20 protein-coding genes are annotated in these 23,425 nt (G+C 62.5%); 15 read left to right on the forward strand and 5 right to left on the reverse strand.

Annotation, left to right across the window (positions count from 1 at the left end):
- Positions 1 to 8: 8 nt before the first annotated feature.
- A complete protein-coding gene (pgi, locus tag N4J17_RS11855; RefSeq protein WP_198321417.1) occupies positions 9 to 1,649 on the reverse strand; it encodes a glucose-6-phosphate isomerase in 1,641 nt (546 codons plus the stop codon).
- 140 nt (positions 1,650 to 1,789) lie between these two features.
- On the opposite strand from pgi, the gene argH reads away from it, so the two are divergent.
- A complete protein-coding gene (gene argH, locus N4J17_RS11860) occupies positions 1,790 to 3,187 on the forward strand; it encodes an argininosuccinate lyase (protein WP_198321418.1) in 1,398 nt (465 codons plus the stop codon).
- On the forward strand, positions 3,187 to 3,810 hold the full coding sequence (locus tag N4J17_RS11865; RefSeq protein ID WP_198321419.1) for a histidine phosphatase family protein: 624 nt from the start codon (positions 3,187 to 3,189) through the stop codon (positions 3,808 to 3,810). Before argH ends, N4J17_RS11865 begins: the two co-directional genes overlap by 1 nt.
- A 19-nt stretch (positions 3,811 to 3,829) precedes the next feature.
- Here the strand turns inward: N4J17_RS11865 and N4J17_RS11870 are convergent, their stop codons facing one another.
- Positions 3,830 to 5,128 (reverse strand): hemolysin family protein, encoded by a 1,299-nt coding sequence (locus N4J17_RS11870; protein ID WP_198321420.1) that lies wholly within the window; start codon positions 5,126 to 5,128, stop codon positions 3,830 to 3,832.
- Positions 5,129 to 5,552: 424 nt separating this feature from the next.
- On the opposite strand from N4J17_RS11870, the gene N4J17_RS11875 reads away from it, so the two are divergent.
- From N4J17_RS11875 to N4J17_RS11910, 8 genes are all read left to right on the forward strand, one after another.
- Positions 5,553 to 6,815 carry a 6-phosphofructokinase gene (locus N4J17_RS11875; protein ID WP_198321421.1) on the forward strand — a complete coding sequence of 421 codons (1,263 nt, stop codon included), beginning with the start codon at positions 5,553 to 5,555 and terminating at the stop codon, positions 6,813 to 6,815.
- Positions 6,816 to 6,867: 52 nt separating this feature from the next.
- Positions 6,868 to 9,000, forward strand: a complete 2,133-nt coding sequence (locus tag N4J17_RS11880) for a sodium-translocating pyrophosphatase (RefSeq protein ID WP_198321422.1) — start codon at positions 6,868 to 6,870, stop codon at positions 8,998 to 9,000.
- Positions 9,001 to 9,382: 382 nt separating this feature from the next.
- The gene (prlC, locus tag N4J17_RS11885) at positions 9,383 to 11,431 is read left to right on the forward strand and encodes an oligopeptidase A (RefSeq protein WP_198321423.1); all 2,049 of its coding nucleotides are present in this window, start codon (positions 9,383 to 9,385) and stop codon (positions 11,429 to 11,431) included.
- A gap of 37 nt (positions 11,432 to 11,468) precedes the next feature.
- Entirely contained in the window at positions 11,469 to 11,639 is a 171-nt protein-coding gene (locus tag N4J17_RS11890) for a rubredoxin (protein WP_198321424.1), read from the forward strand.
- Between the two features lie 153 nt (positions 11,640 to 11,792).
- Positions 11,793 to 12,719: a Tim44 domain-containing protein gene (locus N4J17_RS11895; RefSeq protein WP_198321425.1), complete on the forward strand. Its 927-nt coding sequence runs from the start codon at positions 11,793 to 11,795 to the stop codon at positions 12,717 to 12,719.
- Between the two features lie 29 nt (positions 12,720 to 12,748).
- Entirely contained in the window at positions 12,749 to 13,252 is a 504-nt protein-coding gene (locus N4J17_RS11900; RefSeq protein ID WP_198321426.1) for a TlpA disulfide reductase family protein, read from the forward strand.
- Positions 13,253 to 13,256: 4 nt separating this feature from the next.
- The gene (gene hemJ, locus N4J17_RS11905) at positions 13,257 to 13,679 is read left to right on the forward strand and encodes a protoporphyrinogen oxidase HemJ (protein ID WP_198321427.1); all 423 of its coding nucleotides are present in this window, start codon (positions 13,257 to 13,259) and stop codon (positions 13,677 to 13,679) included.
- A gap of 12 nt (positions 13,680 to 13,691) precedes the next feature.
- Positions 13,692 to 13,904: an FmdB family zinc ribbon protein gene (locus N4J17_RS11910; RefSeq protein ID WP_198321428.1), complete on the forward strand. Its 213-nt coding sequence runs from the start codon at positions 13,692 to 13,694 to the stop codon at positions 13,902 to 13,904.
- 609 nt (positions 13,905 to 14,513) lie between these two features.
- Here N4J17_RS11910 and N4J17_RS11915 read toward each other — a convergent pair.
- The 3 genes from N4J17_RS11915 to N4J17_RS11930 form a co-directional block, all read right to left on the reverse strand.
- Positions 14,514 to 14,810 carry a hypothetical protein gene (locus N4J17_RS11915; RefSeq protein WP_198321429.1) on the reverse strand — a complete coding sequence of 99 codons (297 nt, stop codon included), beginning with the start codon at positions 14,808 to 14,810 and terminating at the stop codon, positions 14,514 to 14,516.
- Positions 14,807 to 14,986, reverse strand: a complete 180-nt coding sequence (locus tag N4J17_RS11920) for a hypothetical protein (RefSeq protein ID WP_198321430.1) — start codon at positions 14,984 to 14,986, stop codon at positions 14,807 to 14,809. Before N4J17_RS11920 ends, N4J17_RS11915 begins: the two co-directional genes overlap by 4 nt.
- A 511-nt stretch (positions 14,987 to 15,497) precedes the next feature.
- Positions 15,498 to 16,280 (reverse strand): enoyl-ACP reductase FabI, encoded by a 783-nt coding sequence (locus tag N4J17_RS11930; RefSeq protein ID WP_198321431.1) that lies wholly within the window; start codon positions 16,278 to 16,280, stop codon positions 15,498 to 15,500.
- 128 nt (positions 16,281 to 16,408) lie between these two features.
- On the opposite strand from N4J17_RS11930, the gene N4J17_RS11935 reads away from it, so the two are divergent.
- From N4J17_RS11935 to N4J17_RS11955, 5 genes are read left to right on the forward strand one after another with little or no spacing between them, the layout of a single operon-like run.
- The gene (locus N4J17_RS11935) at positions 16,409 to 18,574 is read left to right on the forward strand and encodes an ABC transporter substrate-binding protein (protein WP_277458277.1); all 2,166 of its coding nucleotides are present in this window, start codon (positions 16,409 to 16,411) and stop codon (positions 18,572 to 18,574) included.
- Positions 18,571 to 19,548, forward strand: coding sequence for an ABC transporter permease (locus tag N4J17_RS11940; protein ID WP_198321432.1), 978 nt, complete (start codon positions 18,571 to 18,573; stop codon positions 19,546 to 19,548). The genes N4J17_RS11935 and N4J17_RS11940 overlap by 4 nt, the downstream gene beginning before the upstream one ends.
- Positions 19,548 to 20,936, forward strand: a complete 1,389-nt coding sequence (locus N4J17_RS11945; RefSeq protein ID WP_198321433.1) for an ABC transporter permease — start codon at positions 19,548 to 19,550, stop codon at positions 20,934 to 20,936. Before N4J17_RS11940 ends, N4J17_RS11945 begins: the two co-directional genes overlap by 1 nt.
- A 13-nt stretch (positions 20,937 to 20,949) precedes the next feature.
- Positions 20,950 to 21,792 carry a phosphoserine phosphatase SerB gene (gene serB, locus N4J17_RS11950; protein ID WP_198321434.1) on the forward strand — a complete coding sequence of 281 codons (843 nt, stop codon included), beginning with the start codon at positions 20,950 to 20,952 and terminating at the stop codon, positions 21,790 to 21,792.
- Entirely contained in the window at positions 21,789 to 23,411 is a 1,623-nt protein-coding gene (locus tag N4J17_RS11955; protein ID WP_198321435.1) for an ABC transporter ATP-binding protein, read from the forward strand. Before serB ends, N4J17_RS11955 begins: the two co-directional genes overlap by 4 nt.
- Positions 23,412 to 23,425 lie beyond the last annotated feature (14 nt).

Consider the following 23,425-nt stretch of genomic DNA (forward strand, 5'->3'; position numbering starts at 1 on the left):
AAAAATTTTCAGCGTAGCGACTTGAGGTAGCAGATCAGGCCGTTGGTGGATGCATCATGCGAAGTGACCGGCGCATCACCGGGGAGTTCGGCCAGAATGGTCTTCGCCAGCTTCTTGCCGAGTTCCACGCCCATCTGATCGAAGGAATTGATGTGCCAGACCACGCCCTGGGTAAATATCTTGTGCTCGTACAAGGCGATAAGCATGCCGAGGGTATGGGGGTCGAGACGGCGGTACAGGAAGCTGTTGGTCGGTTTGTTGCCGGGGAACGTCTTGGCGGCCGCCAGCGCCTCGAGCCGGTCGGGAGGAAGGTTTTCCGCGGCGATCTCCTGGCGGGCTTCATCAGTGGTGCGCCCGCGCATCAAGGCTTCGGTCTGGGCCAGGAAATTGGAGATGAGGATGTCGTGGTGTTCGGCCAGGGGGTAATGGCTTTCGGCCGCCGCGAGGAAGTCGCAGGGAACCAACACGCTGCCCTGATGGAGCAACTGGTAGAAAGCATGCTGGCCATTGGTGCCGGGCTGGCCGAAGATGACGGGACCGGTGGAGTAGGTCACCGGCCGGCCTTCGATGTCGATGGTTTTGCCGTTGCTTTCCATGTCGGCCTGCTGAAGATAGGTCGGCAGATCCTCCAGATATTGATCGTATGGCAGTACGGCATGGCTCTGGGCGCCGAAGAAATTGATGTACCAGATGCCCAGAAGCCCCATCAACACCGGAATGTTGCGCGCGAACGGGGCGGTACGGAAATGCTCATCGACGAAGTGGGCGCCTTCGAGCAGTTCCTCGAAGTGGTCCATACCGATACTCAGGGCGATGGGCAGGCCGATGGCCGACCACAGTGAATAGCGGCCACCCACCCAGTCCCAGAATTCGAACATATTGAGGGGATCAATGCCGAACTCCACCACTTTGCTCCGGTTGGTCGAAATAGCAACGAAGTGGCGGGCGATGGCAGTTTCATCCTGAATACGTTCCAGGAGCCAGGCGCGGGCCGAACGGCCATTGGTCATGGTCTCCTGGGTCGTGAAAGTCTTGGAGGCGACGACGAACAGGGTGGTTTCCGGATTCAGCGGCCTAAGGATTTCGACCAGGTCGGATTCATCGACGTTGGAGACGAAGTGCGCGCGCAGCCGCGGATCTGCATAAGGGAGCAGGGCTTTCACTACCATCTTGGGGCCCAAGTCGGACCCGCCGATGCCGATGTTGACCACGTCGGTGATAGCCTTACCGGTTGCGCCGCGCCATTCTCCCGTGCGCACGGACTGTGAGAACCGGCGCATGCGGTCGAGAACGCGGTTGACCTCCGGCATGACGTCTTTGCCGTCGACGAGAATCGGACGGTTGGAGCGGTTGCGCAGGGCGACATGGAGCACTGCGCGGTTCTCCGTGACGTTGATCCGTTCGCCGTTAAACATGGCATCGATCTTTTCACGCAGGCCGGCCTCTTCGGCGAGCCGGATCAACGTAGCGACGGTTTCCCGGGTGATCCGGTTCTTCGAGTAGTCGAACAGCAGATCGCCCAGCCGGACGGAAAAAGCATCGAAACGCCCCGGATCGTCGGCGAACATGTCGCGCATATGGCGGGGGGCAATGGTCTTGTAGTGTTCGGAAAGAGTCCGCCAGGCGGGGAGGTCGGTCGATTGTGGCATGGTTTCCTTATCATAGTGTCGCGCGGGCTGGTGGCTGCCGCTCATAGCATAAATGCTACTACAAGCGGCGGGGGTGGGCGAAGCTCGGGCGGCATTGGGTTTATAATGGGTTGCTTTGAACCTCGCAGCGGAAAGACGCAATGAGCATCCAGCAAAAGCCCTGGGGAGGGCGGTTCGAGGAGGCGACGGACGCCTTCGTCGAGGCCTTCACTGCCTCTGTGGATTTCGACAAGCGGCTGGCGTCGCATGATATCCGGGGCTCGATCGCACATGCCACGATGCTGGAGCGGCTGGGGCTTCTCACCGGCGAGGAACTGCGGGCGATCGTCGGCGGTCTCGAAGCCATCGGCGCAGAAATCGAGGCTGGTGAATTTCCCTGGTCGGTGAGTCTGGAAGATGTGCACATGAACATCGAGGCCCGCCTGACTCAGCGGATCGGTGAAGCCGGCAAGAAGCTGCATACCGGGCGATCCCGCAACGACCAGGTGGCTACCGACGTACGCCTGTACCTGCGCACCGAAATCGACCGCATCTGTGGCCTGATCCTGCGACTGCAGACTGCGCTGGTGGATCTGGCCGAGCGTGAGGCGGGCACCATCATGCCGGGGTTCACTCATCTGCAGGTAGCGCAGCCGGTCACTTTCGGCCATCACATGATGGCTTGGTACGAAATGCTGTCGCGTGATTACGACCGGTTGCGCGATTGCCGCAAACGGGTCAATGTCATGCCGCTGGGCGCCGCGGCCCTGGCCGGTTCCAGTTTCCCTCTGGACCGCGATTACGCGGCGGCGCTGCTCGACTTCTCCGGGCCGGCGGCGAATTCGTTGGATGCCGTCAGTGATCGCGATTTCGCCATCGAGTTCGCCGCCTGCGCCAGCCTAGTGCTGATGCATCTGTCACGCTTTTCGGAGGAGCTGATCCTGTGGACCTCGGCCCAGTTCGGTTTCGTCGAACTGCCCGATGCTTTCTGCACCGGCTCGTCGATCATGCCGCAGAAGAAGAATCCCGATGTACCCGAACTCATACGCGGCAAGAGCGCACGGGTATTCGGTCATCTGTTCGCGCTGCTGACCCTGATGAAGAGCCAGCCGCTCGCCTACAACAAGGACAACCAGGAGGACAAGGAGCCGCTGTTCGATACGGTCGATACGGTGGCGGGCTGTCTTCGCGCCTTCGCTGACATGATGCCGCACGTGCGGCCGAACCGGTCTGCCATGTACGCCTCGGCCCGTAAGGGCTACGCGACCGCTACCGATCTGGCTGACTACCTGGTCCGGCGTGGGACGCCCTTCCGCGACGCCCATGAAATCGTGGGCAGGGCGGTCCGCTTAGGGATAGACAGCGGCCGCGACCTGGCGGATATCCCGCTGGAGGAGCTTCGATCGCTGTCCGATGCCATCGGGCCGGACGTTTACCAGGTCCTGACGCTGGAGGGTTCGGTGGCGGCGCGTTCGCATCCTGGCGGCACAGCGCCTGATTGCGTGAGACGGGCCGTCGCCGATGCGCGGGTCCGCTTGGCGACCCTGCAGGAGAGCTGATGGCCGGCGAAAGCTGCAATACCCTGGTCGACCTGATGCGCCACGGCGAACCCGCCGGCGGCAGCCGTTACCGCGGGCAGATCGACGACCCCTTGAGCGCCGTAGGTTGGGAGCAGATGTGGCGGGCGGTGGGCCGGCATTGCCCGTGGGATGTGATCGTCACTTCTCCGCTGCTGCGCTGCCAAGCGTTTGCGGAGGCTTTCGCCGAGCGCCATCGACGACCGCTGGAAATTGAGCCGCGCTTCAAGGAACTCGGTTTCGGCGTCTGGCAGGGCAAGACCCGGGAAGAAATCACCACCGAATACGATCCGGGGGTGCTGCAGCGCTTTTATCGCGATCCCCTCAACCACCGTCCGGAAAATGCCGAAGGCTTGGGGGATTTCCGCAGCCGCGTCATTTCGGCCTGGAAGGAGATGCTGGAGCGGCACCTCGGCAAGCACATCCTGGTCGTCTGCCATGCCGGCACGATCCGCATGGTGATCGCGCACGTGCTCGACGTGCCGCTCGCCAATCTGTTCCACATCAAGGTGGCCAACGCGGGCATCACCCGCATCGAGTGCATCGAGCAGGGCGACGAATTCCTGTCGCAACTGGTGTTCCACGGCGGCACGCCGGCCGCTTGAAGGGCAGACCGGATCAGGATCATCCGGCCACCGGCGTAAGCCGCGTGACCAGAATCTTGTCGACCCGGTTGCGGTCCATGTCGACAACCTCGAACCGCAGATCCTGGAATTCGAAGCTGTCGGTCACCTTCGGCACGTTGCCCAGCCTCAGCATGACGAAACCGGCCATGGTATGGAAATTGCCGGTCTCCTCCTCCGGCAGGGCATCGAGGTCGAAGAGCTGCTTGAAGCGCTCGATATCGAGCATGCCGTCGACCAGCCAAGAGCCGTCTTCGCGCTGCGAGACCTGGGGTTCTTCCTCAGGGGTTTCGGAGGCGATGGCGCCGACGATCGCTTCCAGCACATCGGTCAGCGTCACCAGGCCGGTCAGTTCGCCGTATTCGTCCACCACCAGCGCCGTCTGCAAGTGCGACCGCTTGAAATGTTCGAGCAGCTGCATCAGCGAGAGCGAGTTGGGGACAAACAGCGCGGGGGTTACCAGTTCCGCCAGCTCCGGCTTTTCGCCAGCCAGCAGGCGGTTCAGCACATCCTTGGTTTTCACGAAGCCGAGGACGTTGTCCACGCCGCCCCGGCACAGCGGGATGATCCAGTGCGGATGGTCGGTCAGGATGCCGCGGTTCGCTTCGTAGGACTTGGTGACATCCAGGTAGACCACGTCCTTGCGCGGCGTCATGATCGCGCCGACCTTGCGGCTGTCCAGCCGCAGGATGTTTTCCACCAGCTTCTGCTCGACTTCTTCGAACACCCCTTCCAGCGTGCCTTGCTGCAGCAACAGCTTGATTTCCTCTTCCGTGACCGAGGGCTGCCGGACCGGTCTGGCGCCGAGCAGCCGGAGCACGATGTCCGTGGATACGCTCAGAAGTTTGACCAGGGGGAGGGCGATGAGGGAAAGAAAATGCATGGGTTTTGCCACAGCCGCCGCGATGGCTTCGGCGTGGAGCAGAGCCAGCCGTTTGGGCACCAGTTCACCGATGATCAGGGACAGATAGGTGATCGCGCAAACGGTGACCGTGAGGCTGATCTCATGGGCATACGGAGCCAATTCCGGCATCGTGAGCAAGAGCGGCTCGAGTTGGCTGGACACCGAAGCCTCGCCCAGCGCGCCGTTCAGCACCCCGATCGTGGTGATGCCGACCTGCACCGTAGAGAGGAACCGCGAGGGCTGTGCCGCCAGTTCGAGGGCACGCATTTCGCCGGTGCCGCCTTTGTCGGCCCGTTGTTGCAGCCGGGACCGCCGGGCGGAGACAATGGCCATTTCGGACATCGCGAACAGGCCGTTGACGAAGATGAGGAACAGAACCAATCCGATCTGGATCACTTTATCGGGTGCAGGTAGTGGAACAATGGCACAGGCTCACGAGCGAAGCGGAACTGAACCCCGGGGCTGGAGCACGGATGGTGGCGATCCCCGGCAAACCGGCGGGGTGCGTGCGAGGTGGCTGGGAGGCTCGGGAGTAGGAAAAGTTCATGCCCATGGCATGAACTGGGATATTCGTCGGACACGAGTCAGTCCGTCAATCGGCCGTCCGGCAAAACCGGCGGTTGGGATGGGTTGAGGATTCGAACATGATGACCGGCAAGAGGCTGATATGCCCCGGGCGTTAGCGTAGCGGGGTCGTGGGTTCGATTCAACTGTTTTCGCGCGTAGCCGGGTGAGGCTGGCGGGCCGAAACTTGTTGTAACGGAGGGGGCGTTTGTTCTAAGTTAGGCGCCAGCCAACAATACTGAAGGGGAGGCGGTTCATGGCGGCGCGGAATGCTTTCTATGCCCAGTCCGGCGGTGTGACCGCCGTTATCAACGCATCAGCCTGCGGGGTGCTGGAAACCGCCAGGCAATATCCCGACCGTATCGGCACGGTCTACGCCGGGCGTAACGGCATCGTCGGCGCACTCACCGAGGACCTGATCGATACCGGGCAGGAAAGTGCCGAAGCCATCGCCGCACTGCGTCATACGCCGTCCGGGGCGTTCGGTTCCTGCCGCTACAAGCTCAAAGGACTGGAGGAGAACCGGGCCCAATACGAACGGCTCATCGAAGTCTTCCGCGCCCACGACATCGGTTATTTCTTCTACAACGGCGGCGGGGATTCGGCCGATACCTGCCTGAAGGTTTCTCAGCTTTCCGAAAAGCTGGGCTATCCGCTCCAGGCCGTCCATATTCCGAAGACGGTGGACAACGATCTGCCGATCACCGACTGTTGTCCGGGGTTCGGTTCGGTTGCCAAGTACATCGCAGTATCGGTACGTGAGGCGACGTTCGATGTGCGTTCCATGGCGGCGACTTCCACCTGCATCTTCGTGCTCGAGGTCATGGGCCGCCACGCCGGTTGGATCGCCGCAGCCGGGGGACTTGCGAGCGACGAGCGGCATCAGCTGCCCCTGGTCATCCTGTTTCCCGAGCGGGTGTTCGACCCGGAACGGTTTCTACGGGCGGTGGACGAAAAGGTCCGGACGCGCGGCTATTGTTCGATCGTGGTGTCGGAAGGCATCAAAGACGCCGACGGCAGATTCGTCGCCGAATCCGGCAGCCGGGACGTGTTCGGACATGCCCAGCTCGGTGGTGTGGCGCCGGTCGTCGCCGCTCTGATCAAGGAGCGCCTGGGCTACAAGTACCACTGGGCCGTGGCCGATTACCTCCAGCGTGCGGCCCGTCACATCGCCTCCCGCACGGATGTCGAGCAGGCTTACGCGTTGGGGAAGGCGGGCGTCGAGATGGCTCTGAAAGGGCGCAACGCCGTGATGCCGGCCATCGTCCGCACCTCGGATTCGCCGTATCGTTGGGAAATCGCGGCCGCCAATCTGGCGGAGGTGGCCAACGTCGAAAAGAAAATGCCCCTCGAATTCATCAGCGCCGACGGCTTCGGCATCACCGAAGCATGCCGCCGCTACCTCCAGCCGCTGATCGAGGGCGAGGATTACCCGCCCTATGTCGGAGGCTTGCCGGACTATGTGACTTTGCGGAATGTCGCCGTCCCGAAAAAACTGGCTGCTTCGTTCAGCGTCTGAGTTCCTCACCTAACCTATTCCGTAACACCAACAACGTTCGAGGAGTATCGCTATGGCTTGCTCGGTTATGTCCTGCGCCCGGGAGGGGCTGTGTTGTGTGATGAGCAATCCGCGGACCAAGGTGATCGCCTTGGCGGGGCTCGCGGAATTTCTCGCGATCGGCCTGCTGGTCGACTGGGGAACGGCATTTGCTTTTACTGCTGCGCTGTCTGCGCTGCTCTACGGCATCCTCTCCATTGGCTGGATCAATGCCCAGCCTGCCGGCAACGAGCGGATGGTGGAGATCGCCACGGCGATCCAGCAGGGTGCCCAGGCTTATCTCAACCGTCAATACCGTACCATCGGGACCGTCGGTTGCCTGTTGTTCTTTGTCATCGGTGCTTTCCTGGGGTGGTCGATCGCCTTCGGCTTCGTGATCGGTGCCGCCCTTTCCGGTGCGGCGGGCTACATCGGCATGAACATTTCGGTGCGCGCCAATTCCCGCACGGCCCAGGCCGCCATCACGGGGATGGACGAAGCGTTTTCGATGGCATTCCGGGGCGGGGCCATCACCGGCATGCTGGTGGTGGGTCTGGGGCTGCTCGGCGTGGCCGGCTACTATGCCCTCCTCAAATCGGCCGGCGCGAGTGATCCGCTCCATGCCCTGGTGGGCCTGGCGTTTGGTGGTTCGCTGATCTCGATTTTCGCCCGATTGGGCGGCGGGATCTTCACCAAGGGCGCTGACGTCGGCGCCGACCTGGTCGGTAAGGTGGAAGCGGGGATTCCCGAAGACGATCCGCGCAATCCGGCTGTGATCGCCGACAACGTGGGCGATAACGTCGGCGATTGCGCGGGTATGGCGGCTGACCTGTTCGAAACCTATGCGGTGACCATTGTCGCCACCATGTTGCTGGGAGGTCTCCTGACCGGGGGTAATGAGGCGGCCATCGTGTACCCCTTGGTGCTGGGCGGCGTTTCTATCCTCGCCTCGATCATCGGCACCTTCTTCGTCCGGATCACCCCGGGTAAGAAGATCATGAGCGGGCTGTACAAAGGTGTGATCGTAGCGGGGGGGCTCGCAGCGGCGGCTTTCCTGCCGATCACGGGCTTCGTGTTCGGCGGCGGCCTCAGCCTCGGCGGTGTCGACGTGTCCTGGATCGGCATCTTCTTCTCCGCCCTGATCGGGCTGGGCCTGACCGGGCTGATGGTGGTGATCACCGAGTATTACACCGCGACAGAATTCGCCCCGGTGCGCCACATCGCCGAAGCGTCCACCACCGGCCATGGCACCAACATCATCGCCGGCCTCGGCGTGTCGATGAAGGCGACCGCCGCGCCGGTGCTGGCGGTGTGCGCCAGCATCTGGGGCGCCTATGAGCTGGCGGGGCTTTACGGCATCGCGGTGGCGGCCACCTCGATGCTGTCCTTGACCGGCATGATCGTCGCGCTGGATGCCTACGGTCCGATCACCGACAACGCCGGCGGTATCGCCGAGATGGCGGAACTGCCGGAGTCGGTCCGCGCCATCACCGACCCGCTGGATGCCGTGGGCAACACCACTAAAGCCGTGACCAAGGGCTATGCGATCGGCTCGGCGGGGCTGGCTGCGCTGGTGCTGTTCGCCGACTATACGCATAACCTGGGCGGCAACGTCAATTTCGATCTGTCGAACCACATGGTCATCATCGGCCTGTTCATCGGCGGCATGGTGCCCTATCTGTTCGGCTCCCTGGCCATGGAGGCGGTGGGACGGGCTGCCGGCGGTATCGTCAACGAAGTGCGGCGGCAGTTCCGGGAGATACCGGGCATCATGGAGCACACGGCCAAGCCCGATTACTCAAAGGCGGTCGACATGCTGACCCAGGCGGCGATCAAGGAAATGGTCGTGCCTTCCTTACTGCCGGTCGTGATTCCAGTCCTGGTGGGGCTGCTGCTCGGCAAGGAGGCGCTGGGCGGCGTGCTGATCGGCACCATCATCACCGGCCTGTTCGTTGCCATCTCGATGACCACCGGCGGCGGCGCCTGGGATAATGCCAAGAAGTACATCGAGGACGGCAATTTTGGCGGCAAGGGATCGGAAGCGCACAAGGCGGCCGTCACCGGCGATACCGTCGGCGATCCTTACAAGGACACTGCAGGTCCCGCCGTGAATCCGATGATCAAGATCATCAACATCGTCGCTCTCCTAATCGTGCCTCTGCTTTGAATCCTCCCATTCCCTCTCCCTGTGGGCAATGCCCAATGACCCAAGCCGTCATACCGGCAGGGATCGCCGGACCAATCCGCCCGGAGCGGCTCATTGGCCCTGGCCCGCTGGGTGTCGGGCGGGACAGCCCGGCATGACTCCAGGTCAGATGGAGGTGTACAGCCGTCGTTATCCTTGGCTTCCGGATTTTGGGGTTCCCCCGCCGGAACAACGCGTTCTTCTTCTTGGCTGGACCGCGTTGTCCCTCTGAGAGATGAGCTGAGGGTCTGTTCCAGTTTCCTGTATATTCCCTCCTTTCGATAAAGCCGTCAGGGGTCGCCGGTGGCAAGCCGGTCGCCGCTCTTGCGGTTTACGGGATTCCAACCGGATTCGAGGTGATGCGATGACCAACCCTTTGCTGGAAGATTACGAGCTGCCACCGTTCTCGCGCATCGAAGCGAGCCATGTATTGCCGGCGGTTCGACAAATCCTGGGTGAAAGCCGGACTGCGGTGGACGCGTTGCTCCACCGCGGCGGGCCATATACCTGGGCCGGGCTGGTGGAGCCCCTGGACGATCTCGACGACCGTCTGAACAAGGCCTGGTCGCCGGTCGCTCATCTGAACGCTGTGATGAACAGCGAGGCGTTGCGGGATGCCTATAACGCCGGTCTGCCGCTCTTGAGCGAATATGCCACCGAAATGGGTCAGAATACGGGGCTGTACGACGCTTTCCGGGAAATCGCCGAAGGCGTGGAGTACGCCCGGCTGGATACCGCCCAGCGCAAGGTTATCGACAATGCCCTGCGCGACTTTCGCTTGTCCGGTGTGGCCCTGGAAGGGAGGCAGAAAGCGCGTTTCAAGGAAATCGCCCAGGAGTTGTCACGCCTAGGCAGCCGGTTTTCGGACAATGTGCTCGATGCCACCAAGGGCTGGACGCGGCATATCGACGACGAGGCGATCTTGGCGGGAGTACCTGAAACCGACCGGGCGGTGGCCCGCCAGGCCGCGGAAGCCGAAGGTAAGAGCGGCTGGCTGTTCGGCCTCGCCTTCCCCTCCTACATCGCCATCATGACTTATGCCGATGACCGGGCGCTTCGGGAGGAGTTCTACCGGGCCTATGTGACCCGCGCATCGGAAACCGGCCCCCACGGCGGGCGCTGGGACAACGGCGAAGTGATGGAGAAGATCCTGGCCCTGCGTCATGAAGAGGCCAGACTCCTCGGCTTCGCCAACTACGCCGAGCTGTCACTCGCCACCAAGATGGCGGAGAGCCCCGAACAGGTGCTCAGCTTCCTGAACGATCTGGCCAAAAGGGCGCTCCCCTTCGCCCGGCGTGACCTGGAGGAGCTGAAGGCTTTCGCCAGCGAGCATCATGGCCTCGACGAGTTGCAGGCTTGGGATCTCGCCTATTACTCCGAAAAACTCCGCCAGCACAAGTATGCGTTTTCCGAAGAAGATGTGAAGACCTACTTTCCCGCCGAACGCGCGGTTTCCGGTCTGTTCGCGGTGGTACAGCGGCTCTACGGTCTGGAAATCAAGCGGCGTGAAGGTGTCGACGTCTGGCATCCGGATGTCCGCTATTACGAGATATTCGACCGCAGCGGCGAACGGCGGGGCGGGTTCTATCTCGACCTCTACGCCCGGCCCTGCAAGCGCAGCGGAGCCTGGATGGACGAATGCATCAGCCGGCGCCGCATCGGCGGCGCGATTCAGATGCCGGTCGCCTATCTGACCTGCAATTTCACCCCGCCCGCAGGCGATGAGCCGGCGCTGCTGCGGCACGACGACGTGGTGACGCTGTTCCATGAATTCGGCCATGGCCTGCACCATCTGCTCACCCGCGTCGAACATCTCGGCGTCTCGGGAATCCGTGGCGTGGAATGGGATGCGGTGGAATTGCCGAGCCAGTTCATGGAGAACTTCTGCTGGGAGCGCGAGGCGCTGGCCTTGATCTCCGGCCATTACCGGACCGGTGAGCCTCTGCCGGATGAACTGCTGGCTAGGATGCTGGCGGCGAAAAACTTCCAGGCCGGCATGCAGACGGTCCGTCAACTGGAGTTCGCCCTGCTGGATTTCCGCATTCATCACGAATACGATCCGGCCCGAGGCGGACGCGTCTATGAAATCCTCGACGACGTGCGGCGGCAGGTCTCGGTCATGCCTCCTCCGCCGTACAACCGCTTTCCCCACAGCTTCCAGCACATCTTCGGTGGCGGCTATGCGGCGGGCTATTACAGCTATAAATGGGCGGAAGTCCTGTCGAGCGATGCCTTTTCGCTGTTCGAGGAGCACGGCATCTTCGATCCGGAGACCGGCCATGCTTTCCTGAGCAACGTGCTGGAACAGGGGGGGCGTCGCAGTGCGCTGGAGTCCTTCGTCGCCTTCCGCGGCCGGGAACCGGAAATCGAGGCGTTGTTGCGCCATAGCGGAATGCTCGAATCCGCCGGCTGAATTTTTTCGAGCTTCACAACCGACAAGGAGATGAATCATGGTCGAATATCACAAATACCAATGTTCCGCCTGCGGCTACATCTACGACGAAACCGAAGGCGATCCCGACGCAGGGCTTCCGCCCGGCACTGTTTTCGAAGATATTCCCGAAGGCTGGGGTTGTCCTGAGTGCGGCGTGGACAAGAGTTTCTTCGAGCTGCTGGATTGAGCAGGAAACCGTGTTCGCCGGCCTGGTGGGCGGCGACGGCCAGGCTGTTCACCGGCGGTCACGCCGGTGAGCAGCCTGGCCTTGGCGGGGGAGTTGTAATTAGCCCTTGCTTCCCCTATAACACCTGCGACGATGTTGAGGCTTGAGGGCCCTATGAATAAGATTTTCGGATTCGCACTGAGTACCGTGCTCGTCACGGCACTGTTGTTCTCCGGCATGAACGACGCGTTCGCCAAACGCCTGGGCGGAGGCAAGTCCTTTGGAAGCAGGCCGTCATACAGCGAACCCTATCGGCGTTCGACCGACGGAAATTCCTTCTCGCAGACCCAGCGGCCGGCTTATCAGCCCGCTCAGTCGGCCAACGCCGCCAGCCAGCACAACCAGGTGGCGCGTGAGGCCTACGCCCGCCGTGGCGGACTGATGGGCATGCTTGGCGGCTTGGCGCTGGGTGGCCTGCTGGGTGCCATGCTGTTTGGCGGAGCTTTCGAGCACCTGAATTTTTTCGACATCCTGCTGTTCGCGGGGATCGGCTATTTGCTCTATCGGCTGTTAGCCGCCCGCAGGAGTCAGCCGCAGCCTGCGACGGGGGCGGGCTATTACCCGCATTCGGAAAATACCGTGGGCATGAAGCAGTCTTCGGGATATCCTTCCTTCGATACCGATCTGCTTTCCCGTCGAAGTGGTGCGCAGCCGGGACCAGCCTTCCCGGCGGATTTTGACGCAACCGGTTTTCTCAACGGCGCCAAGGCCGCCTACCGCCAGCTCCAGGCGGCATGGGATGAACGTGACCTGGGGACCTTGCGGGGGCTCACGACCGACAAGGTGTTTGCCGAATTGCAGGACCAGTTGCGGGCATCCGCTGCGCGCCACCGCACGGAGCTGCTGCGGGTCGATGCGGAAATCCTGGAGGTCAGCGACCGCGGTGACGAACGTGAGGTCGCCGTGCTGTTCGACGTCACCCTGCGCGAGACGCCAGCCGAAGAACCGGCCGTGGTTCATGAAGTCTGGCATTTCGTGCGCTCGCGTTCGAGCCGACAGCCTACTTGGTTCCTGGACGGCATCCAGCAGGTCGAGGACTGAAGATCGTCTCCTTACGCCGAGGCAGGAGAGTGAGGGGGCGGTTAGTCCGGCTCCTCGCCGCCGCAGGCTTGCTCGCGGCGGTGATCTGGCTCGGCTATGGACACCTGGAGAGCAGAAGTCTGTCTCCGGCTCTGGGTTTCACCACCATCAATGGACAAAGGGTGAATCTCGGGGACTGGCGCGGCCATCCCGTCCTGCTGGCGTTCTGGGCCAGCAATTGCCGCGTTTGCCTGGAAGAAATGCCGGAGCTCGCTGCGATGTTTCGGGATTATCAAGGGCAAGGGCTGCGGTTGGCGGCAGTGGCGATGCCTTATGATGTGCCCAGCCGCGTCGTATCTCTGGCCGGGAGGGAAGGCTGGCCGTTTCCTGTGGCGCTCGATCCCCTGGGTGAACTGGCACGTGCGCTCGGGGTCGAACTGGTGCCGAACTGCTACCTGCTGGACGGCGACGGTGCGATCGTTGCGACGCACCTCGGCAAACCGGATTTCCGCGAACTGCGGGGAACGATAGGCAAGCTGCTCCGGGAGGGATGAGCGCATGTGGCTGAAAGCTTTTCACCTGATCTTCATGGTGACGTGGTTCGCTGGTCTGTTCTATCTGCCGCGGCTGTTCGTCTACCACACCATGACCTCCGATGCGGTGGGTATCGCCCGGTTCAAGATCATGGAAAGAAAACTGTTCTGGGGAATCATGACGCCGGCGATGCTTCTGACCCTCCTGTTCGGTGTCTGGATGTTGGCCGACTATGCCTGGGCAGTTTACGGCGGCAGCGGTTGGCTGCATGTCAAGCTGATTCTGGTCGCGCTGCTCGTCGGCTACCACGGCCTGTGCTGGCAATGGCTGCGGGATTTCGCCGAAGACCGCAACAGGCGCAGCCATCTGTTTTACCGCTGGGTCAACGAAGTCCCCGTGCTGTTTCTTTTCGCCATCGTCCTGCTCGCAAGTTTGAAACCCTTCTGAGGAGATGCACGAATGCCCACCTACGACTATGCCTGCCGATCCTGCAACCGGGATTTCACCGTAATGCAGAAAATCGCCGATCCGGCGCCCGTCTGTCCGCACTGCGGCGCCGAGTCGGTGACCAAGAAGCTATCGGCACCCGCCGTGCATGGCAGATCGAGCCATTCCTCGCCGCCTGCAGCCGGCCACGGCTGCGGCATGGGCGGCTGCGGCTGCAAGCATTGATTTCGTTCGAGTCCATCCGGTGAGGCCCGAGGTGGGACGATCCGCCTGACGGGCCTGATCTGCCATCCTCACCCTCGCCTCGGGCGGGATGCGGCCTCTGCGGAGCAGTGCCGCTGTCTCGACCAGGGCGGCGTCGATCCCAGCATCATCGCCCATCCACGGCATGCCGGCCGTTTCCCCCTTTGCATCCGGCACGGGATCTGCACCCGGCTGGTACGATGGCGAATTCTATCCAACCTGTCCGCGCCTTTCGATAGAGTGATTCCTGCTGCATAGCGATGCCGGTCAACGGCGATAGGGAATCCTGGTTTTGCTTCCAGCGTGTCGGTCCGGAAGCCCCCCGTTCTGGAGAGACCGGGCGTGCCCTTCTGGAGCGGGCCGGTTGGGCGCTGAAATGGTTGCACCGGCAGGTCGCTCGGTCATGGTCTGTTTTTGATCGCATCCAATCCGCCGCTGACGCTTCTCCTGCGGCGAAGCGTTCATCGTGGGACCGCTCCAGATAAGCGCCGATGTCACGGAGCGCGGGCTCCGGATGGCCGATCAGGCGCGCCAATTCTGCCAGGGCCTTCCTGGCATTCTCGTCATCGACTTGAATGACCGTGCCGGCTATCAGGCCACCGCATCGGTGGGAAGATCGTCCGTGAGCTCCGGCAAAAGGATTTCCAGTTCGGGCGACAATTCGTACCCGAAGCCGGCGAAGATCAGAGCCAATGAGGCTGGGTCATGAAGGGGATCGGGCACTTCGATCGTTGGCCACGTGGGGAGTGTGACTTTTCCCTCGGCGCGCTCGACCATCCGGCGCGCCCGATCGGCATCGGGGCCAGTCAAGGTACCGGTGTCGCTATCCCAGGAAAACGACAGCGCTTCACCGGCCAGATGATGAGACAAGGTCAGGTCGAGTTTCATGGCCGGAAATGGAACAACAGGCCGAGTGCCACTTTGAGCATCTCGCGATCGAATATTAGCAACTTTGCCAGCAATTCATCCGCGAATTTGTCCTCACCCAGGAGGCCCTGGAACGCCATGGTCATGACCTCGAGCGCGTTGTGCCCCTCGTACTCCCGCCCCTGGTAGCGATGCACATACTGGTCGGGCCGTCCACGCTCGCTCTTGGCACAGGCGAACAGGATTTCGGACGGTGGCCTCCGTCACCGGTGTATCGGCGCGCCAACACCCGGATGGGATCCTGACTTGGGGCTATCTCGGCTCGCGCTGCCGGGGTCGTGCGGGCTGGTTTATGCAGGGCGATCTGCATGGGGCGGACTCTCTTACGTCGATATCACATGATGGCGCGAAATGCGCCGTCAACAGCGCTCGCGCATAGAATAACGGATAATGCCTTTCGTCTATAGGATCGTCCGGGACGTAACAGGTAGCAAAGGTATAGTCGCGCCACTTAAGGGCCGCCGCAGCCGTCCACGGCGGCGCCGTTCTCATTTTTTCCGGCGTTTACGGCGCTGCGCATGAATTTGCAGACGCCACTTGGTTCGGTTTAGGCGCGTGCCACCGCATGGCAGGCGGGCAATCGCTGTAGGTGGAGTGTCGCAACGGCTCCGGGAGTTGGTGCAGCAGCGTCGATACCCCACCTTGGGCTCAAAAGTTCGGCAAGCCGACGAAGTTGTAGCCGGCATCGACGTAGAGAATCTCGCCGGTGATGCCGGAGGCGAGATCCGAGCAGAGGAAGGCGGCGGCGTTGCCGACTTCTTCAATGGTGACGTTTTTGCGCAGTGGCGAAGCCTGTTCGGCTTTTGCCAGCATTTCCCGGAAGTTGGCGATGCCGGAGGCGGCCAGCGTCCGGATGGCACCGGCGGAGACGGCATTGACTCGAATGCCTTCCGGCCCTAAGGAATAGGCCAGGTAGCGGACATTGGCTTCCAGGCTGGCCTTGGCGACCCCCATGACGTTGTAGTTGGGGACCGCGCGTTCGGCGCCCAGGTACGACAGGGTGAGCAGGGCGCCGTTGCGTCCGGCCATCATCGCCCGGCCGGCCTTGGCCAGGGCGGCGAAGCTGTAGGAGCTGATGTCGTGGGCGATACGGAAGTTCTCGCGGGTGACCGAGTCGATGTAGGAGCCTTCCAAGGCTTCGCGGGGAGCGAAGGCCACCGAGTGGACGATGCAGTCGAGGCCGTCCCAGTGCTTGCCCAGATCGGCGAACAACTGCTCGATCTCGGCGTCGCTGGAGACGTCGCAGGGCAGGACGATGGAGGAGTCGCAGTCGGCGGCCAGCTTTTCCACGCGTTCCCTGAGCTTCTCGTTTTGGTAGGTGAAAGCGATCTCCGCGCCCTGCGCCTTCATCGCTTCGGCGATGCCCCAGGCGATCGAGCGGTTGCTGGCGACGCCGACGATGAGTACGCGCTTGTTTTGCATGAAACCCATGGGGATGCTCCTTCGGGATGGGGTTTTTGGAAAGGCGCAGAGTATCGCCAAGGGCCAATGGGCTGTCCAGCGCTATCGTCCACGGGTGGTTCGCGTATAATTGCCCACCTTTTTCATGGGCTCGGATTGTGATCAGGAGATCGGGCGAACTCGGGTTGGGGCTGCTGCTGGTTGTCACCCTCGGGCTGGCGGGCTGCGAGGGGCCGCTCAACAGCCCGTATCCGGCGGATGATGCCGAGCGCAACATTCTGTATTCCTCGTTTTCGGAGCGTCCCAAGCATCTCGACCCCGCGCGCGCCTACAGTTCCGACGAGAGTCTCATCATTGGCCAGATCTACGAGCCGCTGCTGCAGTATCACTACCTCAAGCGCCCTTATGTCCTGGAGCCGGCGACCGCTGAGGCCTTGCCGGAGATCCGCTATCTCGACGCCAAGGGCCGGCCGCTGCCGCCAGGCGCGCCGGATTCGGCCATCGCCTACAGCGAGTACGACTTCCGCCTGAAACGCGGCATCCGTTTCCAGCCGCATCCGGCCTTCGCCCGCAGCGCGGAGGGCGAGTACCTCTATCACCATCTGAATCCCGAGCAGCTCGCCCAAATCCGGACCTTGGCGGATTTCCCCGAAACCGGTACCCGGGAACTGACGGCGGAGGATTACGCTTACCAGATCAAGCGTCTGCTGCATCCGGCGCTGCATTCGCCGATCGCGGAACTGATGAAGGAACACATCGTCGGCTTCAAAGCGCTGGGGGACATCCTCGAGCGGGATTATTTCGCCACTCCCAAAGGCCGCTTCTTCGATCTCCGACCTTATACCCTGGAAGGTGTGCGGGTTCCGGACGCTCATCGCCTCGTCATCCGGCTCCATGGCAAATATCCGCAGTTCCGCTTCTGGCTGGCGATGACCTTCTTCGCGCCCATGCCCTGGGAGGCCGACGCCTTCTATGCCCAGCCGGGGCTCATCGAGAAGAACATCACGCTGGACTGGTATCCGGTGGGTTCGGGCCCTTACCTGCTGGCGGAGAACAACCCCAACCGTCGCATGGTGCTGGAACGCAATCCCTATTTCCACGAGGACCGCTATCCGGCCGAGGGCGATCCCGAAGACGGGCCGGCCGGTCTGCTGGCCGACGCGGGCAGGTTGTTGCCGTTGGTCGACCGGGTGGTCATGATTCTGGAAAAGGAAACGATCCCTTATTGGAACAAGTTCCTGCAAGGCTATTACGATTATTCCGGCATCGCTTCGGACAATTTCGACCAGGCGGTGCAGGTCGGCAGTTCGGGCAGTCCAGAGCTGACGCCGGAAATGCTGGAGAAGGGCATCCGGCTGGAGACTTCGGTCGCGGCGTCCGATTACTACCTCGGGTTCAACCTGCGCGACCCGGTGGTCGGCGGACTGGACGAAGCGCACTGCAAGCTGCGCCAGGCGCTCAGCATCGCCATGGATTACGAGGAATTCATCGCTATCTTCATGAATGGCCGGGGGGTACCAGCGCAAGGCGTGCTCCCGCCAGGCATCTACGGCTACCGGGAAGGGGAGAAGGGGATCAATCCTTATGTCTACGACTGGGTGGACGGGGCGCCACGGCGCAAAAGCATCGAAACCGCCCGCCGTCTGCTCGCGGAGGCAGGCTACCCCAACGGCGTCGATGCTGTGACCGGCAAGCCGCTGGTGCTGTATCTCGATCTTTCCACCCACGGCGCAGACGACAAGCCGTTACTGGCCTGGTACCGCAAGCAACTGGAGAAGCTCGGCGTACAACTGGTGTTTCGTGCTACCGACTACAACCAGTTCCAGCAAAAGATGGCGGCCGGTAACGCCCAGATCTACCAGTGGGGCTGGAATGCCGACTATCCCGATCCGGAGAATTTCTTCTTCCTGCTGTACGGGCGCAATGCCAAGGTACCGAATGGCGGCGAGAATGCCTCGAACTATGTGAGCGAAGAATTCGACCGCTTGTTCGAACGGATGCGCAACTTGGACGATGGTCCGGAGCGTCTGGCACTGATCGATGCCCTGCAGGAAAAGGTCCGGCACGATGCCCCTTGGATTTTCGGGCTGCATCCCAAGGGTTTCTCGCTGCATCATGCCTGGTACGGTAATCTCAAGCCCAACCTGATGGCCAACAACAAACTCAAGTACCTGAAGATCGACGCACGGCAGCGCGCGGCCCGCCGCGCCGAGTGGAACCGGCCGGTGTGGTGGCCGCTGTTGGCGGGATTGGCGCTGTTGCTCGCGGCCGTCGTTCCGGCCTATCGCAGCTACCGCCACAGGTTGAGGGCTGCTGCTTTATGACGGCTTATCTCATCCGCCGCGCGTTGTACGCACTGCCGCTCCTGCTCGGCGTCAACGTTCTCACCTTCGTGCTGTTCTTCGTGGTCAACAGTCCCGATGACATGGCGCGCATGCACCTGGGTCAGAAGCACGTGACTCAGGAGGCGATCGATCTGTGGAAGCACGAACGCGGCTATGACCTGCCCAAGCTCTGGAACGCCGGGGCTGAAGGTACGGCCAAACTGACCGAAACCATTTTTTTTCAGAAATCGGTGGGACTGTTCCTGTTCCGCTTCGGGCGCTCGGACAGTGGGCGCGACATCGGGGCGGACATCGCCCAGCGGGCCTGGCCTTCGCTGGCTTTCGCCGTACCCGCCCTGATCTTCGGGCTGCTGGTCCATATCACCCTGGCGGTGGGGCTCGTGTTCTTCCGCCTGACTTACCTGGAATTCTGGGGCGTCGCGTTATGCGTGGCACTGTTGTCGATTTCCTCCCTGTTCTACATCATCGGCGGTCAGTACCTCATGGGGAAGCTCTTGTTGCTGGTGCCAATTTCCGGCTATGACGGCGGCTGGAACGCCGTGAAGTTCCTGATCCTGCCGGTACTCATCAACATCGTGGCGGGCGCCGGCTCCGGCGTGCGCTGGTACCGGACGTTGTTCCTGGAAGAGGTTGAGCGCGATTATGTCCGCACCGCCCGTGCCAAAGGGCTCTCGGAAACCCTGGTGCTGTTTACCCACGTGCTGCGCAACGCACTGATTCCGATTCTCACCGGCGTGGTGGTCATTCTGCCTTCGCTGTTCATCGGCAGCCTCATCACCGAGTCGTTTTTCGCCATTCCCGGCCTGGGCAGCTATACCATCGACGCCATCGCCCAGCAGGATTTCGCCATCGTGCGCGCCATGGTGTTCCTGGGCTCGGCGCTGTACATCCTGGGGCTGGTACTGACCGACATTTCCTACACTCTGGCCGACCCGCGCGTGCGCTTGAATTGATGCTGACTCTGTTTTGGACCGATGCCCTGTTTCTGCTGCTGCTCGCCATGTTGGGCGGCCTGATCTGGCACAGCCGTCGGCATGAACATCTGCGCCGGCCGTGGCGCAAAGTCGCCCGCAGCCGCAGCGCGATGATTTCGGCGGTGATCCTGGTGGCCTATCTGTTCATCGCCGTGCTCGATTCGATCCATTTCCTGCCGCGGGACGGCGAGGGCGGAGCCCGGTACAAGACCGAGCCGGTCAGTGTGCTGGACTGGTGTTTGACGCCGCTACGGACGCGGGTGGAGAAGACCTATTCAGCACCGCTGGCGGTGCAGAGCTACGCCAGGGAAACCCTGCGCCTGGCCGATGGCAGTACGCGCTGGGACTATCCCCGCCTCAAGTTCGGCGGTGCTCATTTGAAGGATCCGGCGCGGGGGTGGCTGGGAGACGTGCTGCGGACCGGTTTCAAGGGAGCGCTCGGGGGCATGGGCCTGGGCGCGATTCTGTGCTTCGGGACGGTGCTGCTGATCGCCAGAGTGCGGGAGCTACCGGTGTCCTTCGTGGGTGGCGAGGTGTTCTCGGGCCAGAGTGAGATTCCCTGGCGCGCCATCCTGGGCACTGTCGTCGCCTTGTGCATCGTCGGCGGGGTGCTTGGCGAGCTGGCGCTCAAATACCACGTGTTCGGTACCGACAAGGTGGGGGAGGACGTGCTCTATCAAGCGCTCAAGAGCATCCGTACCGGCATCCTGATCGGCACCCTCACCACTTTCGTGACCCTGCCGCTGTCGCTGCTGCTCGGTGTCCTTGCCGGTTATTGCCGCGGCTGGGTCGACGACCTGATCCAGTATCTCTACACCACCCTGAATTCGATTCCGGGCGTATTGCTGATCGCGGCGGCGATCCTGCTCACCCAGGTCTATATGGCCAAACACGAGGAAGAATTCGCCAGCTTGGCCCTGCGTGCAGACCTGCGCCTGCTGTTTCTGTGCCTGATCCTCGGCATCACGAGCTGGACCGGGTTGTGCCGGCTGTTGCGCGGCGAGACCTTGAAGCTGCGCGAGATGGAATATGTCCAGGCCGCGCGGGCGCTCGGGGTACGGCAGGGGACGATCCTGCTGCGCCACATCCTGCCCAACGTGTTTCACCTCGTGCTGATCTCGGTGGCGCTCGATTTCAGCTCGCTGGTGCTGGCCGAGGCCGTGCTGTCCTACGTCAACATCGGTGTCGATCCGACCACCGATTCCTGGGGCAATATGATCAACAGCGCCCGCCTGGAAATGGCCCGCGAGCCGCCAGTGTGGTGGTCGCTCACCGCAGCCTTCGCATTTATGTTCGCCCTGGTGCTGGCGGCCAATCTGTTCGCCGACGCGGTGCGCGACGCCTTCGATCCACGCCGGGCCGACTGAAGGAGCCTTATAGGTGTACCGAACCCTGATCCATACCGCCCGCCTTGCCGATGCCGATGCGGCAAGCATCCTGGCGGCGATCCCCGGCCGGCTCGAGGCCCGGGGTAGACACTGGCTGCTGAGGCATGAGCGGCCGGCCGAACGCGAAGCCGTCGAGACGCTGCGCACTTCGCTCCGTCTGGACATCAATCCGCTGCCGCGGGGCTTCGAGGGCGCAGCCACCGGCTTGCTGGTCACCGACATGGACTCCACTCTGATCGCCATCGAGTGCATCGACGAGCTCGCCGACCGCGCCGGTCAGCGACAAGCGGTGGCAGCGATCACCGAGGCGGCAATGAACGGCGAGCTGGACTTCGCTCAAGCTCTGCAGCGCCGGGTTGCCTTGCTCGAAGGACTGCCGGTTTCGGTGCTGGAGGCGGTCTACGCCGAAAAGGTCGTGCTCAACCCCGGAGCGGAGTCGCTGGTCGCCGCCTGCCGGCGCCATGGAGTTCGCATTGCCCTGGTATCGGGCGGTTTCGACTTCTTCGTCGACCGGCTGAAGGACAGGCTCGGACTGGACTTCGCCCTCGCCAACCGGTTGGAATCGCGCGGTGGTTTCCTGACCGGCCGTATCGAAGGGCCGGTCTGCGGTGGGGCAGAGAAGGCCGGCTTTCTGCTCAGCCTGTGCCGGCGGCTGGGGCTTACGCCGGCGGCCTCCATCGGTCTGGGCGACGGGGCCAACGACGCCAGGCTGCTCGGGGTCGCGGGATTGGGCGTGGGTTACCGGCCCAAACCGGCCCTGCGGGCCGTCGCCGACGCGGTGATCGAACACGCCGACTTGGCCGCCGTCAGCGATTTTCTGGAAAACACGCGATGAGCAGCCCCCTGCTGCAGGTGGAGAACCTCAAGGCCGGCTTCGTCCAAGGCGGACAGATGACCAAGGCCGTCGGCGGCGTGTCCTTCGCCATTGAACGGGGTGAAACCTTTGCCCTCGTCGGCGAATCCGGCTCTGGCAAATCGGTGACGGCGCTCTCCGTGCTGCGCCTCTTGCCGCAGAACGGACGGATTCTCGACGGCAAGGTGACCCTCAAGGGCCGGAACCTGTTCGCCCTGCCCGAGATGGCGATGAGCTCGGTGCGGGGCAGGCGCATCGGCATCGTCTTCCAGGACCCGCAGAGTTCGCTCAATCCGGTCATGAGCATCGGCCAGCAGGTCGGCGAAGTGCTGCGGCTGCACAAACGGCTCAACGGCGGCGCGCTCAAGGCACGGGTGATCGAATTGCTGGGCTTGGTCGGTCTGCCCCGGCCTGAACGGCATTTCGCCGAATATCCGCATCAGCTTTCCGGTGGCATGCGCCAGCGCGTCATGATCGCCATCGCCCTGGCGGGCGAGCCGGATCTCCTGATCGCCGACGAACCGACCACGGCGCTGGACGTCACGGTACAGGCGCAGATCCTCGAGCTGCTCAAGCGCCTGCAGCGGGAAACCGGCATGGCGTTGTGGCTGATCACCCACGACCTCGGCATCGTCCACGACTTGGCGGACCGCATCGCGGTAATGCGTAACGGCCTGATCGTCGAAGAGGCCCGCCGGGATGATTTCTTCAGACAGCCTGAGCATCCTTACAGCCGCCAGTTGCTCGATGCCTTGCCCAGACTGAGCGATTGCGTCGGGCGCGAGCCGGTAGCTCAGGACCGACGTTCCTTGCTGGAGGTCAGCGATTTCAAGGTACACTATCCGATCCGCAAAGGGCTGTTCCAGCGCGTGGTGGGTCATGTGCGGGCAGTGGACGGCGTGTCCTTCAGCCTTCGGGCGGGGGAAACCTTGGCTCTGGTGGGCGAATCCGGTTGCGGCAAGACCACTCTGGGCAAGGGTATCCTCAATCTGATCGATTCCTCCGGCGGAAGGGTCGAATTCGACGGCACCGACATCACCGCCGCCCGCGGCGAGCAGCGCCGCATGCTGTGCCGGGCCATGCAGATCGTTTTCCAAGACCCGTATGCCGCGATGAATCCGCGCATGATCGTGGGCGACATCATCGAAGAAGGGATGAAGGCAGTGATGCCGCAGCTGAGCGCCGGGCAGCGCCGCAGGCGGGTGGAGTCCCTGCTGGAATCGGTGGGTTTGAGCCCGGAAAGCCGGCTGCGCTATCCCCACGAATTCTCCGGTGGTCAGCGCCAGCGCATCTGCATTGCCAGAGCCCTGGCGGTCGAACCGCGTCTCATCGTTTGCGATGAACCGACCAGCGCACTGGACGTCTCGGTCCAGTTCCAGATCCTGGAACTGCTCAAGGATCTTCAGAAGAAAGAAAAACTCAGCTATCTGTTCATCACCCACGACCTCGGCGTAGTCGCCGACATCGCCCACCGGGTCGCCGTCATGTACCGCGGCCGGATCGTCGAAACCGGGCCGACCGAACAGGTGCTGCTGCGGCCGGAGCATCCGTACACCCGGTCCTTGCTCGAGGCATTGCCCGGGCTGCGGAAAGCGTCTTAGCGCGGTTCTCATCC

It is taken from the genome of Methylococcus capsulatus (assembly GCF_036864975.1).
In the GTDB taxonomy this organism is placed as follows: domain Bacteria; phylum Pseudomonadota; class Gammaproteobacteria; order Methylococcales; family Methylococcaceae; genus Methylococcus.

Bases quoted from the DNA above. Each gene is read 5' to 3' on its own strand.
- N4J17_RS11875 (WP_198321421.1), top strand. From the start codon at position 5,553: ATGGCGGCGCGGAATGCTTTCTATGCCCAGTCCGGCGGTGTGACCGCC.
- N4J17_RS11945 (WP_198321433.1), top strand. From the start codon at position 19,548: ATGCTGACTCTGTTTTGGACCGATGCCCTGTTTCTGCTGCTGCTCGCC.
- N4J17_RS11910 (WP_198321428.1), top strand. From the start codon at position 13,692: ATGCCCACCTACGACTATGCCTGCCGATCCTGCAACCGGGATTTCACC.
- prlC (WP_198321423.1), top strand. From the start codon at position 9,383: ATGACCAACCCTTTGCTGGAAGATTACGAGCTGCCACCGTTCTCGCGC.
- N4J17_RS11930 (WP_198321431.1), bottom strand. From the start codon at position 16,280: ATGGGTTTCATGCAAAACAAGCGCGTACTCATCGTCGGCGTCGCCAGC.
- N4J17_RS11865 (WP_198321419.1), top strand. From the start codon at position 3,187: ATGGCCGGCGAAAGCTGCAATACCCTGGTCGACCTGATGCGCCACGGC.
- N4J17_RS11940 (WP_198321432.1), top strand. From the start codon at position 18,571: ATGACGGCTTATCTCATCCGCCGCGCGTTGTACGCACTGCCGCTCCTG.
- N4J17_RS11880 (WP_198321422.1), top strand. From the start codon at position 6,868: ATGGCTTGCTCGGTTATGTCCTGCGCCCGGGAGGGGCTGTGTTGTGTG.
- N4J17_RS11895 (WP_198321425.1), top strand. From the start codon at position 11,793: ATGAATAAGATTTTCGGATTCGCACTGAGTACCGTGCTCGTCACGGCA.
- N4J17_RS11890 (WP_198321424.1), top strand. From the start codon at position 11,469: ATGGTCGAATATCACAAATACCAATGTTCCGCCTGCGGCTACATCTAC.
- hemJ (WP_198321427.1), top strand. From the start codon at position 13,257: ATGTGGCTGAAAGCTTTTCACCTGATCTTCATGGTGACGTGGTTCGCT.
- N4J17_RS11955 (WP_198321435.1), top strand. From the start codon at position 21,789: ATGAGCAGCCCCCTGCTGCAGGTGGAGAACCTCAAGGCCGGCTTCGTC.
- N4J17_RS11915 (WP_198321429.1), bottom strand. From the start codon at position 14,810: ATGAAACTCGACCTGACCTTGTCTCATCATCTGGCCGGTGAAGCGCTG.
- argH (WP_198321418.1), top strand. From the start codon at position 1,790: ATGAGCATCCAGCAAAAGCCCTGGGGAGGGCGGTTCGAGGAGGCGACG.
- pgi (WP_198321417.1), bottom strand. From the start codon at position 1,649: ATGCCACAATCGACCGACCTCCCCGCCTGGCGGACTCTTTCCGAACAC.